The 14139-nt window shown below is 60.5% G+C and carries 13 protein-coding genes; 10 read left to right on the top strand and 3 right to left on the bottom strand.

All coding sequences use genetic code 11. The features are described 5' to 3' along the window. Nucleotides 1-594 precede the first annotated feature (594 nt). Nucleotides 595-1989: an argininosuccinate lyase gene (gene argH / locus LJU29_RS27665; protein WP_002551376.1), complete on the bottom strand. Its 1395-nt coding sequence runs from the start codon at nt 1987-1989 to the stop codon at nt 595-597. A gap of 133 nt (nt 1990-2122) precedes the next feature. On the opposite strand from argH, the gene LJU29_RS27660 reads away from it, so the two are divergent. The 8 genes from LJU29_RS27660 to LJU29_RS27625 all read left to right on the top strand — a co-directional run bounded on the left by LJU29_RS27660 (nt 2123) and on the right by LJU29_RS27625 (nt 9700). Beyond that, on the top strand, nt 2123-3205 hold the full coding sequence (locus LJU29_RS27660; protein ID WP_002551375.1) for a sensor histidine kinase: 1083 nt from the start codon (nt 2123-2125) through the stop codon (nt 3203-3205). Continuing rightward, nucleotides 3202-3948 carry a LytR/AlgR family response regulator transcription factor gene (locus tag LJU29_RS27655; protein ID WP_002551374.1) on the top strand — a complete coding sequence of 249 codons (747 nt, stop codon included), beginning with the start codon at nt 3202-3204 and terminating at the stop codon, nt 3946-3948. The genes LJU29_RS27660 and LJU29_RS27655 overlap by 4 nt, the downstream gene beginning before the upstream one ends. Before the next feature lie 232 nt (nt 3949-4180). Then, entirely contained in the window at nt 4181-5122 is a 942-nt protein-coding gene (gene hemC, locus LJU29_RS27650; RefSeq protein ID WP_002551373.1) for a hydroxymethylbilane synthase, read from the top strand. After that, nucleotides 5119-5892, top strand: a complete 774-nt coding sequence (locus tag LJU29_RS27645; RefSeq protein ID WP_002551372.1) for a uroporphyrinogen-III synthase — start codon at nt 5119-5121, stop codon at nt 5890-5892. Before hemC ends, LJU29_RS27645 begins: the two co-directional genes overlap by 4 nt. 53 nt (nt 5893-5945) lie before the next feature. Beyond that, nucleotides 5946-7067 carry a uroporphyrinogen-III C-methyltransferase gene (locus LJU29_RS27640; RefSeq protein ID WP_257111480.1) on the top strand — a complete coding sequence of 374 codons (1122 nt, stop codon included), beginning with the start codon at nt 5946-5948 and terminating at the stop codon, nt 7065-7067. Beyond that, a complete protein-coding gene (locus LJU29_RS27635) occupies nt 7064-8308 on the top strand; it encodes a heme biosynthesis protein HemY (protein WP_004667181.1) in 1245 nt (414 codons plus the stop codon). The genes LJU29_RS27640 and LJU29_RS27635 overlap by 4 nt, the downstream gene beginning before the upstream one ends. Before the next feature lie 216 nt (nt 8309-8524). Next, nucleotides 8525-9052: a disulfide bond formation protein B gene (locus LJU29_RS27630; RefSeq protein ID WP_230017231.1), complete on the top strand. Its 528-nt coding sequence runs from the start codon at nt 8525-8527 to the stop codon at nt 9050-9052. A gap of 174 nt (nt 9053-9226) precedes the next feature. Next, nucleotides 9227-9700 (top strand): Rsd/AlgQ family anti-sigma factor, encoded by a 474-nt coding sequence (locus LJU29_RS27625; protein WP_002551368.1) that lies wholly within the window; start codon nt 9227-9229, stop codon nt 9698-9700. Between the two features lie 80 nt (nt 9701-9780). Here LJU29_RS27625 and LJU29_RS27620 read toward each other — a convergent pair whose 3' ends face one another. Next, on the bottom strand, nt 9781-10461 hold the full coding sequence (locus LJU29_RS27620; RefSeq protein WP_002551367.1) for an FKBP-type peptidyl-prolyl cis-trans isomerase: 681 nt from the start codon (nt 10459-10461) through the stop codon (nt 9781-9783). Between the two features lie 216 nt (nt 10462-10677). On the opposite strand from LJU29_RS27620, the gene LJU29_RS27615 reads away from it, so the two are divergent. Next, nucleotides 10678-11703, top strand: coding sequence for an AlgP family protein (locus LJU29_RS27615; protein ID WP_005756393.1), 1026 nt, complete (start codon nt 10678-10680; stop codon nt 11701-11703). On the opposite strand, the gene LJU29_RS27610 is transcribed toward LJU29_RS27615, so the two are convergent. Beyond that, nucleotides 11700-12176: a TIGR02444 family protein gene (locus tag LJU29_RS27610; RefSeq protein WP_257111479.1), complete on the bottom strand. Its 477-nt coding sequence runs from the start codon at nt 12174-12176 to the stop codon at nt 11700-11702. The two genes, LJU29_RS27615 and LJU29_RS27610, sit on opposite strands and share 4 nt — an antisense overlap. Nucleotides 12177-12222: 46 nt before the next feature. On the opposite strand from LJU29_RS27610, the gene abc-f reads away from it, so the two are divergent. Next, nucleotides 12223-14133 (top strand): ribosomal protection-like ABC-F family protein, encoded by a 1911-nt coding sequence (gene abc-f, locus LJU29_RS27605; RefSeq protein ID WP_005743916.1) that lies wholly within the window; start codon nt 12223-12225, stop codon nt 14131-14133. The last annotated feature ends 6 nt before the right edge of the window (nt 14134-14139 follow it).

Genomic DNA, 14139 nt, shown 5'->3' with positions numbered 1-14139 from the left:
TGAATGGTCGTTACTCACGCTCCAGGGTGGGAATGCGGTGGGTGACACTCTGCGTCACAAATCTGCGCTGCGCCGCGCACTCAAGAGCGGACGCAGAGCGTTCAGAACGACATTCGACGCGGAGCGTCGCACATAGCAGGGGTCATCGTTCCTCACGCTCCAGCGTGGGAATGCCGTGGGTGACGCTCTGCGTCACAAATCTGCGCTGCGCCGCGCACTCAAGAGCGGACGCAGAGCGTTCAGAACGACATTCGACGCGGAGCGTCGCACATAGCAGGGGTCATCGTTCCTCACGTTCCAGCGTGGGAATGCCGTAGGTGACGCTCTGCGTCACAAATCTGCGCTGCGCCGCACACTCAAGAGCGGACGCAGAGCGTTCAGAACGGCATGCGACGCGGAGCGTCGCACGATAGTTGAATGGTCGCTCCTCACGCTCCAGCGTGGGAATGCCGTGGGTGACGCTCTGCGTCACAAATCTGCGCTGCGCCGCACACTCAAGAGCGGATGCAGAGCGTTCAGAACGGCATGCGACGCGGAGCGTCGCACGATAGTTGAATGGTCGTTCCTCAGGCTAAAGGAATGCCTTGGTTGTATTCAGCGCCCGGCCAGCAGTTCCTGACCGCGGACCACGGCGGCGCGGACCTGTTCGGGTGCGGTGCCGCCGATGTGGTTACGGGCGTTGACCGAGCCTTCCAGGGTCAGCACGGCAAACACGTCCTGCTCGATCTGGTTACTGAACTGACGCAGTTCTTCCAGGCTCATTTCTGCCAGGTCCTTGCCGGTTTCCACGCCATATTTCACGGCATGACCGACGATCTCGTGGCAGTCACGGAACGGCAGACCACGGCGCACCAGATAGTCGGCCAGATCGGTCGCGGTCGAGAACCCGCGCAGCGCGGCTTCACGCATGATCGCGTGCCTGGGTTTGATTGCCGGGATCATGTCGGCAAACGCACGCAGCGAATCACGCAGAGTGTCGGCAGCGTCGAACAGCGGTTCCTTGTCTTCCTGATTGTCCTTGTTGTAGGCCAGAGGCTGGCCTTTCATCAGGGTCAGCAGGCCCATCAGGGCACCGAACACACGGCCGCTCTTGCCACGTACCAGTTCAGGCACATCAGGGTTTTTCTTCTGCGGCATGATCGAGCTGCCAGTACAGAAGCGATCCGGCAGATCAATGAACTGGAACTGCGCACTGGTCCAGAGCACCAGCTCTTCGGAGAAGCGCGACAAGTGCATCATCGCGATGGACGCGGCCGAGCAGAATTCGATGGCGAAGTCGCGATCCGATACGCCGTCCAGCGAATTACCGCCCACGACATCGAAGCCCAGCAGTTTGCAGGTCAGTTCGCGGTCGATCGGGTAAGTGGTGCCTGCCAGCGCAGCGCTGCCCAGAGGCATGCGGTTGAGACGCTTGCGGCAGTCGACCAGACGCTCGTAGTCGCGGCTGAGCATTTCGAACCAGGCCAGCATATGATGACCGAATGTAACGGGCTGGGCGGTCTGCAAATGGGTGAAACCGGGCATGATGGTTTCAGCTTCGCGCTCGGCCTGGCCCAGCAGGCCTTGCTGCAGACGCGTGATTTCGCTGAGGATCAGGTCGATTTCGTCGCGCAGCCACAGACGGATATCGGTGGCGACCTGATCGTTGCGGCTGCGACCGGTGTGCAGCTTCTTGCCGGTGATACCAATGCGATCGGTCAGGCGTGCTTCAATGTTCATGTGCACATCTTCCAGATCGACGCGCCACTCGAAATTGCCGGCCTCGATCTCGGCCTGGATGGTGTTCAGGCCGTCAACGATGGTGTCACGCTCGGCGTCCGTCAGAACGCCCACCTTGGCCAGCATCGTGGCGTGGGCGATGGAGCCCATGATGTCGTGGCGATACAGACGTTGATCGAAGGTGACGGAGGCAGTGAAACGCGCGACAAACGCGTCGACGGGTTCACTGAAGCGGCCGCCCCAGGACTGATTGGTCTTGTCGGTGCTCATGGATTCGCTCGTTGCTAACAGAAAGTGGCGTGCCCGTTACCTGGCACAAGGGCGATTGCGATGATAACAGGGTTGATGCATTTTTATCCCCGGACAGCTTGCCGCTGACGAGGCCAGGGCAGAGACTGGAGGCATGCGAATCGAACCTGTGAAACACGAAGCCCGGCCTGTGCCCGGCAAAGACTTTTTCCTCCCCGAACTGTGCCTGCCGCAGGCATTGCTGGTGCTTGTCGTTCTGGCGGAGCTGCTGGTGCTGGTTCTGGTGCTGGTAGAACCGATGCGTACCGGCTTCGACTGGGTACGTCTGGCGCTGATGTCGCTGTTCGTGCAATGGATCGTGCTGCTGTCCGCAGCGCTGCTGTGTGGTTTGCGGCCCTGGCTGGCGCGCCTGACGCCTGGGCTGGCAGGCATGCTCAGTTGCCTGCTGGTGGTCGGCCTGACGTTGCTGTGCACAGCCGTCACCGATGTCTGTCAGCTCACCGGACGGATTTCAATCGGCGGGATGGTCGAGCGCTACCTGCGCTACTCGACAATTGCGTTGATCATGTCCGCACTGATGCTGCGCTATTTCTATTTGCAGAGTCAGTGGCGCAAGCAGCAACAAGGCGAGCTGCGCGCGAGGATCGAATCGCTGCAGGCGCGAATCCGTCCGCACTTTCTGTTCAATACCCTCAACAGCATTGCCAGCCTGGTTGCCAGCAACCCGGTCAAGGCAGAGCAGGCGGTACTCGACCTTTCAGACCTGTTTCGCGCCAGTCTGGCCAAGCCCGGCAGCCTGGTAACGTGGGGCGAGGAGCTGGCATTGGCAAAACGATATTTATCGATTGAGCAATATCGTCTTGGCGAGCGTCTACAGTTGGACTGGAGGGTGAGTGCAATTCCCGATGACTTGCCGATTCCCCAGCTAACCTTGCAGCCATTACTTGAAAACGCTTTGATTTATGGCATTGCTCCGCGAGTCGAGGGGGGCGTTGTAACGGTCGAAGCGAACTATGAAGGGGGAGAGTTCATATTGAGCGTCAGTAATCCCTATGAAGAAGTTGCCAATCGGCAGACTTCCAACGGTACTCAGCAGGCTCTGACGAATATAGGCGCACGTATTGCGGCACTTTTTGGCCCGCACGCCAGTCTGAGCGTGGAGCGCCGTGACGGTCGTCACTACACCTGTCTACGCTATCCTTGTGCGAGACTCACGCAGGAAGCCAGAGCTATATGAATGTCCTGATCGTTGATGACGAACCCCTGGCCCGCGAGCGATTGAGCCGCATGGTCAATGAGATTGAGGGTTATCGAGTACTGGAACCCAGCGCCTCCAATGGTGAAGAAGCCTTGGCGCTGATTGAAACTCACAAACCGGACGTGGTGCTGCTCGATATCCGCATGCCGGGTCTCGATGGCCTGCAGGTTGCAGCGCGACTGTGCGAGCGGGAAGCGCCGCCTGCGGTGGTGTTTTGCACTGCCCACGATGAATTCGCCCTGGAAGCTTTCCAGGTCAGTGCAGTGGGCTATCTGGTCAAGCCTGTGCGTTCCGAGCACCTCGTCGAAGCATTGAGGAAAGCCGAGCGGCCAAACCGCGTGCAACTGGCGGCGTTGACCCGTCCGGCTGCCGAAAGCGGATCGGGCCCACGCAGCCATATCAGCGCGCGGACTCGCAAGGGTATCGAACTGATTCCACTCGATCAGGTGATCTACTTCATCGCCGATCATAAATACGTGACCTTGCGTCATGAGGGTGGCGAAGTGCTGCTGGACGAGCCGCTCAAGGCGCTGGAAGACGAATTCGGCGACCGTTTCGTGCGTATTCACCGCAATGCACTGGTGGCCCGCGAGCGAATAGAACGGTTGCAGCGCACGCCGCTGGGGCATTTCCAGCTGTTTCTCAGAGGGCTTAATGGCGATGCGTTGATCGTCAGTCGCCGCCATGTAGCCGGTGTACGCAAGATGATGCAGCAGCTCTAGCGCCTCGCCTCTCTGGAGCCTCTGGGCCCAGACCGAGTCATGGAACGGGAGAGAATTCCGGCTCCATGTGCTTTTCGGCTGGCCTACGCGCAGCCTTTCCCATGCGCCCCTCAGCCACTGCCGATTGATTGATCGGCTCAGTGTCTGACGCAAGTTTCAATCAGCGCCGAAGCCGCCCTGACCGGGATTGAGCTGTTATTATCCGTCGCATTCACTCAGTACGGATTGTTCAATGTCCTCTCGCGAAATCCGCATCGCCACGCGCAAAAGTGCGCTGGCACTCTGGCAGGCAGAATACGTAAAGGCCCGTCTCGAACAGGCTCACCCCGGCCTGCTCGTGACGCTGGTGCCCATGGTCAGTCGTGGTGACAAGCTGCTCGACTCCCCACTGTCGAAAATCGGCGGCAAAGGTCTGTTCGTCAAGGAGCTGGAAACAGCGCTTCTGGAAGACAACGCCGATATCGCCGTGCATTCGATGAAAGACGTACCGATGGACTTTCCACAAGGCCTGGGCCTGTTCTGCATCTGCGAGCGCGAAGACCCACGCGATGCGTTCGTGTCCAACACCTTTGCCAGCCTGGACGAACTGCCAGCTGGCAGCATCGTCGGCACCTCCAGCCTGCGCCGTCAGGCGCAATTGCTGGCACGCCGCCCCGATCTGCAGATCCGCTTCCTGCGTGGCAACGTCAATACGCGCCTGGCCAAGCTCGATGCCGGAGAGTACGACGCCATCATTCTTGCCGCTGCGGGCCTGATCCGCCTGGGCTTTGAAAATCGTATCACCTCGGCAATCAGCGTCGACGACAGCCTGCCTGCGGGCGGGCAGGGCGCGGTGGGTATCGAATGCCGCAGCGTCGATGCAGAAATTCATGCCTTGCTTGCACCTCTGCATCACGAAGACACCGCCGTGCGCGTGATTGCCGAACGCTCGCTGAACAAGCACCTCAACGGCGGCTGCCAGGTGCCTATCGCCTGTTACGCCGTGCTGGAGGGCGATGACGTCTGGTTGCGCGGGCTGGTGGGCGACCCGGCCGGGAGTGTATTGCTGCACGCCGAAGCCCGCGCGCCACAGACATCCGCCCAGGCGCTGGGTGTGCAGGTGGCCGAAGCACTGCTGGCGCAGGGTGCCGCCGACATTCTGAAAGCGGTGTATGGCGAGGCCAACAACGAATGAGCACCTGGCGCCTGTTGCTGACCCGCCCGGCCGAAGAATCGGCAGCGCTGGCAAAAGTGCTGGCCGAGGCCGGTATCTTCAGCAGCAGCCTGCCTTTGCTCGAGACCGAGCCATTGCCCTTGACGCCTGCACAGCGTTCGATCATTTTCGAGCTGCTCAATTATTGTGCAGTAATCGTGGTCAGCAAACCTGCGGCGCGGCTGGCCATCGAGCTGATCGACGAAGTGTGGCCACAGCCACCCATGCAACCCTGGTTCAGTGTGGGTTCAGCAACCGGGCAGATACTGCTTGATTACGGGCTCGATGCGAGCTGGCCGGAGCAGGGCGATGACAGCGAAGCCTTGCTCGAGTTGCCGCGCTTGAAACAAGCGATTGCCGTACCGGGAAGCCGTGTGCTGATCATGCGCGGCGACGAAGGACGCGAACTGTTGGCCGAGCAATTGCGCGCGTTGGGGGTGGGAGTTGACTACCTGCCGTTGTATCGTCGCTACCTGCCGCAGCATGCCCCCGACGCCGTGCCGCAACGTGTTGCGGTGGAACGCTTGAACGGGCTGGTGGTCAGCAGTGGGCAGGGTTTTGAACATTTGCTTCAGCTGGCGGGTGATTCTTGGCCAGACCTGGCCGATTTGCCACTGTTCGTACCAAGCCCCCGGGTGGCCAGCATTGCGCAGGCAGCTGGAGCCCGGACCGTTATTGATTGTCGTGGCGCCAGCGCCACGGCATTGCTGGCAGCGTTGCGGGATCAACCTCAACCTGCCGTCAAGGCGTAATGATCGACACTTGTCGTTTACGCTATTACGCCAAAATGCAAAGGATGGGATACGTGAGCGAAACAGCCTTGCCTAAAGACGAAGAATCGGTGTTGAAAACGCCTGCACCCAAGCCTGACCCAGTACGTGCCGAGCGCACCGGCAGCCGCAGCAGTGGCTTGGTATTCCTGGCCTTGCTGCTCGGTATCGCTGGTGTCGCGGTCGCAGGCTGGGGAGTCTGGCAACTGCGCATGCTGCAAGCCGGCCACCAACAGCAGCGCGGCCAGGTTGAAGACATCGCCGAGCAGACGCTGGTACTGGCTCAGAATGATCAGCAGCTGAGCGCACGCCTTGCGCAATTCCCGCCTGCCGATCAGTTGGCAGACAGCAGACGTCTGGTCGCGCAATTGCAGGGCGATCAGCAGCGTCTCAGCCAGCGACTCGAAACCGTGCTGGGCGCGAGCCGCAAGGACTGGCGCCTGGCCGAGGCCGAGCATTTGCTGCGTCTGGCCAGCCTGCGTCTTTCAGCGCTGCAGGACATCAACAGTGCTCAGGCGCTGGTTCAGGGTGCCGACGAAATTCTACGTGAGCAGGACGATCCCGGCTCCTTTGCCGCCCGCGAGCAACTGGCCAAGAGCCTTGCCGCCTTGCGCAGCGTCGAGCAGCCAGACCGCACCGGACTGTTCCTGCAATTGGCCGCCCTACGCGAACAGGCTGAGCAGCTAAATAAGCTGGCACCTGAATACGAAGACAAGGGCGAGTCTCTTCTGGGCCTGACCGCCGACAAGACTGAACAAAGCCGGTGGACGCAGTGGTGGGACGAAATTTCCCACTACTTCCGTATCGATTTCAACGCCGACAAGGATATACACCCGGTATTGGCAGGCCAGAGCCTTTCCCAAGTGCGCCTTGCCCTGAGCCTGGCGCTGGAGCAAGCGCAATGGGCGGCGCTCAACGGCGAGCCGCAGGTCTATACCAAGGCCATCACCGAAGCACAGAGCGTTTTGAAGGCCAACTTCGATCAGGACGACCCACAGAGCAAAGTGCTCGCCCAAGGGCTTGAGGCGCTAGCCAATCAGCCTGTGTCGGTCAAGACCCCTGATCTTGCGCAGAGCCTGAGCTCGGTGCAGGCCTACCTTGAACGCCGTCATGCCGCGGGCCAGCCAGCCGAGGCGCAACAGGGGACCAGCCGATGAAGCGCTTTTATGTGCTGTTATTCATCGCTATCGCCGCTGCGGCGCTGATTGGTGTCGCCATCGCCGAGCATTCCGGCTACGTGCTGATCGCCTATCAGAACTTCCGCTATGAATCGAGTCTATGGGCAACGCTGGCATTGCTGGTCGCAGTTCTGCTGGTGATCGCCCTTCTCAGGCTGGTCATCACGCTGCTGACGACGTCAGGCCGCGTGGTCAACCCATGGTCGCGTCGTAACCGCCGTCGCCGTGTGCAACTGGCTATCGAGCATGGCCAGATGGACCTTGCCGAAGGACGCTGGGCCAGTGCACAACGTCATCTGCAACGGGCGGCCGAAGCCGATGCCCATCCATTGCTTTACTACATTGGCGCCGCCCGCGCGGCCAATGAGCAGGGGCGTTACGAAGACTGCGATGCCTTGCTGGAGCGTGCGCTGGAGCGTCAGCCGCAAGCCGAGCTGGCAATTGCCCTGAATCACGCTCAACTGCAACAGGATCGTGGCGATACCGAAGGTGCGCTCACCACGCTGCTGGCAATGAAAGAGCGTCATCCACATAACCCTCAGGTGCTTCGCCAGTTGCAGCGGCTCTATCAGCAACGTGGCGACTGGTCCGATGTTGTCCGTCTGATGCCGGAACTGCGCAAGGACAAGGTCCTGCCAGCCAAGGAGCTTGCCGAGCTGGAGCGCCGCGCCTGGGGCGAGAACCTGACCCTGGCGGCCTACCGCGATGGTATCGAGGGCTCACCCACCGGGTTGCCTTCGCTGGAAAGCGCCTGGCAAGGACTCGGCTCCGCACAGCGTCAGGAGCCGCAACTGGTGCTGGCGTATGCCGATCAATTGCGTCGTCTGGGCGCCGAAGCTCAGGCTGAAGAGGTGCTGCGTAGCGCCCTCAAGCGCGAATACAACAGCCATCTGGCGCGTCTGTATGGCCTGGTGCGCGGCAGCGATCCGCTGAAGCAACTGCAAACGGCAGAAGGCTGGCTCAAGCATCATCCTGCCGATCCAAGCCTGTTGCTGAGCCTGGGGCGTATCTGCCTGCAAGGCCGATTGTGGGGCAAGGCGCGGGATTATCTGGAGAGCAGCCTGCGTCTGGAACGCAATCCCGAGACCTGCGCAGAGCTGGCTCGTCTGCTGGCCCAGCTGGGTGAGACGGATCGCAGCAATACGCTGTTTCAGGAAGGCCTGGGCCTGCTCGACGAACGCTTCCTGTCGCGCCCTGTGCCTGTGCTGACCAAAGCATAAAGCTGCCGGAGAGCCCCGTGCGAGGGCTCTCCATGCTGTCTCGAAGACCATCAGAAAATAGTGCGTGAGAATCTTCCTACGCCGATGTGTAAAAGAACCACGCAGTAGTGTGTTTGTTTTCCCAGGTAAACAGCGACGTATCCGCACGCCGCCACCTTGAATGCGCCGTACCCTTTCCTCTACCGTAATCGCCTCGTCCTTTGTTACGGATTTGCCATGTATCTGGCTCGCACACGCTTCCTGTTTTTCCTGGCATCGCTGGCCTGTGCATCAATCATTGGCACCGCCTTTTATCTGCAGCAAACCTTCGGCCTCGACCCTTGCGTCCTTTGCCTGATACAACGCGCGGCAATCATCGCCTGCGGTGTGTTGGCATTGTGCGCTGCCTGCCACGCTCCCGGCCCGACAGGCATGCGGCGCTACAGCCTGGGCTTTCTGCTGATCGCGCTGACAGGGCTTGTTACGGCAGGCGCTCAGGTATGGCTGCAAACCGCCTCGGCAGATCAATTGATACCTTTCATTACCAGACTGGAGCATCTGTTAAGCCTGCTCTCACTGGAGATGTGCATTGACCGGCTGCGAAGCGATGCAATGTTTTGCGCAGAAATCACCTGGACCCTGTTCGGTATAAGCCTGCCGGAGTGGAGTCTGCTGGCATTTACCGGCCTTGCGCTGTTACCCCTGTATCCTCTTTTCAGCGAATTCAGCCACTGGCTGGCGACCAAAGATCGGGCCAGGTATTAAACGCTTGTATGAACTTTATCTCCTGCGTACCTTGAAGGCCTTGTCGAGCGGGCATAATCTGGCCCGCACGCGTCACTGGAAATATGCTGTCCTGGCGCATCTATCAGGCCAGGTACAGGCTAACCGCCAGGACCGGCCCAGGACTGCATGCCCCTGAAGGGAAGAGAGAAGACCATGCTGGAAAGTTGTCAGAATGCTCAGGAACGCTGGGGCGGAGTCAATAAGCTGATTGATCGCTGGCTTCAAAGCCGCCTCGAACTGGTCGAAGCCTACGATGCGCTGGGCGACACGCCCCAGGCTCTGGCAGCCGACCGTGAAGGCTTGCAGAACTTCTGTGGAGTTCTTGTCGATTACGTCTCGGCCGGCCACTTTGAGGTCTATGAACAGCTGGGTGATGAAGCCCGCGCGTTCAACGACGAGCGTGGGCTCGAGCTGGCTGACACGATCTACCCGCGCCTGGACGTCATTACCAAGTTTGCGTTGACGTTCAATGATCGTTGCGACAAGGGCGACTGCTCGGACGCTACGGTGGTGGCCAAGGAATTCAACCAGCTGGGGCAACTGCTGCACGAGCGCTTCGAGCTGGAAGACTGCCTGATTGAAGTGCTGCACAACTCCCACAAGGAAGAGATCGCCGCGCAGGTGTGACCGCTCGCGTGCAGAGGCTACAAACCGCCAAGGGTGCTTTTGCACCCTTTCGCGTTTCTGGATTCCGGATTTACATCCGCTTACTGTGAAACGGCAATCAGCTCGATTTCAAATACCAGCGGAGTGAACGGATCGATCAGGTCGCCAGCACCCTCAGCGCCGTAGGCTTGATCCGAAGGAATCACCAGTCGCCATTTCGCGCCGGTCGGCATCGTCTGCAATGCGCTGGTCCAGCCGCTGATCACGCTGTCGAGCCGGAACCATTGCGGCTGGGTGCTCTGATCGAAGATCGTGCCGTCCGGCAAACGACCCACATAGCGCACTTCAACCCTGCCATTGGCATCAGGTTTGGGCCCCGTGCCAGGTGTCAGCTCGGTCATGAGAATCCCGTCCGCCAATACCTTCACACCCGGCTTGGCCTTCTCGCTGTCCATGAACGTGCGCTCTGCCTTCAGGGCTGCTTCGGTAGGCGCGTCTGTGCCTGCGGTCTCGGCCTGCGCGATTGCGGCGTCATGCTCACGCAGGACCTGGTCGATACGCTCCTGCTTGAGTGCCAGCGGCTTGCCCTGATAAGCCTGTTTCAGACCGTCGACAAGTGCCTTCAGATCAAGGTCAGGGACTTCCTGATGCAAGCGTTCACCCAGGCTTGCACCCAGGCTGTAGGCGAGATCATGACCATCATCGGCCGCCGCAGGTGGTGCTTCGGCAGCTTGAGCCAGGGGTAGCAAGAGGAACAACGACGTTAACAGGTAGCGCGACATTAATGCTCTCCGGCCTGGGAAGGCAGCGATTATGCCAGCGCCAGCGCGTGTAGTGACGAGTCTTGCCAAGTGAATTTCACAATGCCTGTGCATCGTGTCAGGCAATCATTTTTTGCAGTATGCAACAGCGCCCCCTGGATGCTGTCAAGATGCGCTAGCGGCGATGCGCGCAGAAGCCTAGTATGAGCAGCAATTTCGTCACCCAGGAGGTAAGTCATGTCGGCCAAAAAGAAGCCAGTAAATACTCCGTTGCATTTGCTTCAACAATTATCGGGCAGCTTGCTTGAACATCTGGAAGACGCCTGTTCCCAAGCCTTGGCTGATGCCGAGAAACTGCTCGCCAAGCTTGAGAAACAACGCGGCAAGGCGCAGGAAAAACTGCACAACTCCCGCATCAAACTGCAGGACGCTGCCACCGCCGGAAAATCCAAGGCACAGGCCAAGGCCAAAGACGCCGTTTCCGAGCTGGAAGAGTTGCTCGATGCTCTCAAGGATCGCCAGACCGAAACCCGCACCTACATTCTGCACCTCAAGCGCGATGCCCAAGAGAGCCTGAAGCTGGCCCAGGGTATCGGTCGCGTGAAAGAGGCGGTCGGCAAGATCCTCACCACTCGCAATGCCAAGCCTGCTGCCCCTAAAGCCGCCGCCAAAGCAGCGACCACCGCTACAGCAAAAGCACCCGCAAAAACCGCAGTGAAAGCGGCCGCTGCCAAGCCAGTCGCCAAAACTGCTGCCAAGCCTTCGTCGGTCGCCAAGCCTGCAGCCAAACCTGCAGCAACCAAGGCCCCGGTCAAAGCTGCCGCCAAACCTGCCACCCGGGCAGCGGCAGCAGCCAAGCCTGCCGCGGCAAAAACAGCCGCCGCCAAGCCAGTTACGGCTAAACCTGCCGCCACCCGGCCGGCTGCCAAAGCGGCTGCGGCCAAGGCACCTGTCGCCAAAACGACGGCAAGCAGCGCTGCCAAACCAGCAGCAGCAAAAACTCCGGTAGCCAAACCAGCGGCCAAAGCCCCGGTAAAAGCGCCCGCGAAGGCCGCGACCAAAGCACCAGTCAAGGCACCTGTGAAAGCAGCAGCCAAGCCTGTCGCAAAACCTGCGGCCAAGCCAGCAGCGAAGCCGACCGCCGCCAAACCGGCTACGCCAGCGCCTGCTGCCGCTGCCAAGCCGACGACGCCTGCACCTGCTGCGCCAGCCGCCGCACCGGCAACACCTGCCAACGGCGCAACGCCAACCAGCGCTTCCTAAGTCTGGTCGACGGCAAGATCAACCGCGATGCGCAGCACCTGCAGCGCATCGCGGTTTTTTTCTGCCTCTCCGTCAGCGAGCTCTATCAGCCATTCCCCTGCATTTCTCGCCTCACCCGCTGGCCAGTCTCCAGTCAGTGCCTCAAGCTTCAGCATCAGACTCTGTTCGGCCTCCAGCTCCAGCGCCTTGACCTTCATTCGCAACGTCATCAGCACCGCGTCCTCAAGCGCTGCATTGCGCCATTGGTTACGCAAATCCCGCAGCGGACGCACCACTTCATCGTGCCAGGGTGTCGCCAATTGCCTTATTTGCGTTAATCGCTGCGCATTGCACGCCACTTCGCGCGTGCCGAGCCAGACCCCGCAAAGCACCATGCACACGTTGGCCCCGTTGGCTTGCAGCGTCAGACAAGCCTGCTCTACACCCGGACGGGCGTAGAAATCGAGGGTGAAACTCCAGAGCGCTGAAGGCATAGTGATCCACCTGTTCAGGACGAAGCTGGTAGACTCCGCCGCCATTATGATTCGACTTCAAAGCCTTACCTTACAGCGTGGTCCGCAACGTCTGCTAGAAGACGCCGAGCTGACCCTGCACGCCGGCCATAAAGCCGGCCTGATCGGTGCCAATGGCGCCGGTAAATCCAGCCTGTTCGCCTTGCTGCGTGGCGAGCTGACGCCCGATGCCGGTGACTGCCTGCTGCCCGCCGACTGGCGTATCGCGCATATGCGTCAGGAGGTCGACACCCTTGAGCGCCTGGGCGTGGACTACGTACTCGACGGCGACGAGCGCCTGCGCGAGGTTCAGCGTCTGCTGGCCGAGGCGGAAGCCGCGCAGGACGGCGCTGCTCAGGCGCGTCTGCATTCGGAGCTCGACAGCGCCGACGGTTACACCGCAGATGCGCGGGCACGCAAGCTGCTGGCAGGGTTGGGCTTCACCAACGAACAGATGGAACGTCAGGTCGGCAGTTTCTCCGGCGGCTGGCGTATGCGCCTGAACCTCGCGCAAGCGCTGATGTGCCCGTCGGACCTGTTGCTGCTCGACGAACCGACCAACCACTTGGACCTGGACGCCATTCTTTGGCTTGAAGACTGGCTCAAAAGCTACCCTGGCACCTTGCTGCTGATTTCCCACGACCGGGATTTTCTGGACGCTGTGGTCGATCACATCGCCCATGTCGAGCAACGCAAGATCACGCTTTATCGTGGCGGCTACAGCGCTTTCGAGCGCGCTCGTGCCGAACGTCTGGCCCAGCAGCAACAGGCCTACGAGAAGCAGCAGGCGCAACGCGCGCACATGGAAAAATACATCGCGCGCTTCAAGGCCCAGGCCACCAAGGCCCGCCAGGCCCAGAGCCGGATCAAGGCACTGGAGCGCATGGAAGAGCTGTCCGCCGCGCACGTCGATTCGCCGTTCAACTTCGTTTTCCGTGAGTCCGACAAGATCTCCAGCCCGTTGCTGGATCTGTCAGACGCGCGTCTGGGTTACGGCGACAAGACCATTCTGGAGAAGGTCAAGCTGCAACTCACGCCGGGCGCGCGCATCGGCCTGCTGGGTCCCAACGGCGCAGGCAAGTCGACGCTGATCAAAAACCTCGCCGGCGAGCTCGAGCCGCAAAGCGGTCGGCTGGTGCGTGGCGAAAACCTCACCGTGGGCTACTTTGCCCAGCATCAGCTTGACTCACTGGACGCCAAGGCCACCCCATTACTGCACTTGCAGCGTCTGGCACCGACTGAACGTGAACAGACGCTGCGCGACTTCCTCGGCGGCTTCGATTTCCGTGGCGCACGTCTGGATGAGCCCGTGCTGAATTTCTCCGGTGGAGAGAAAGCCCGCTTGGCGCTGGCACTGATCGCCTGGGAAAAGCCCAACCTGTTGCTGCTCGATGAACCGACCAACCACCTCGATCTGGAGATGCGTCTGGCGCTGACCATGGCCTTGCAGGAGTTCGGTGGCGCGGTACTGGTGGTGTCTCACGATCGGCACTTGCTCAAGAGCACCACCGATGACTTCCTGCTGGTGGCTGACGGCCGCGTACAGGAGTTCGACGGCGATCTGGATGACTACACGCGCTGGCTGGCCGATTACCGCCTGCGCAACGCGCCGGTCAGCACCACGCCAGTCAACGCCGACAAGACTGACAAGAAAGCCCAACGTCAGCAGGCAGCGGCCTTGCGTCAACAACTGGCGCCACACAAGCGTGAAGCCGACAAGCTGGAGCGTGACCTTGGGCTGGTGAATGAAAAACTCGCCAAGGTCGAGGAAGCGCTGGCGGACAGCACCAACTACGAGGCGGCCAACAAGGACAAACTGCGCGACCTGCTGGCCGAGCAGGCAAAGTTGAAGGTACGTGAGTCCGAGCTGGAAGACGCCTGGATGCAGGCGCTGGAACTGCTGGAGTCCATGCAGGCCGAGCTGGAAGCATTGTCGTGAGAGAGG

This window comes from Pseudomonas ficuserectae (genome assembly GCF_024584585.1).
Taxonomy (GTDB): Bacteria; Pseudomonadota; Gammaproteobacteria; order Pseudomonadales; family Pseudomonadaceae; genus Aquipseudomonas; species Aquipseudomonas amygdali.
This window is presented reverse-complemented; position numbering and strand designations above follow the sequence as displayed.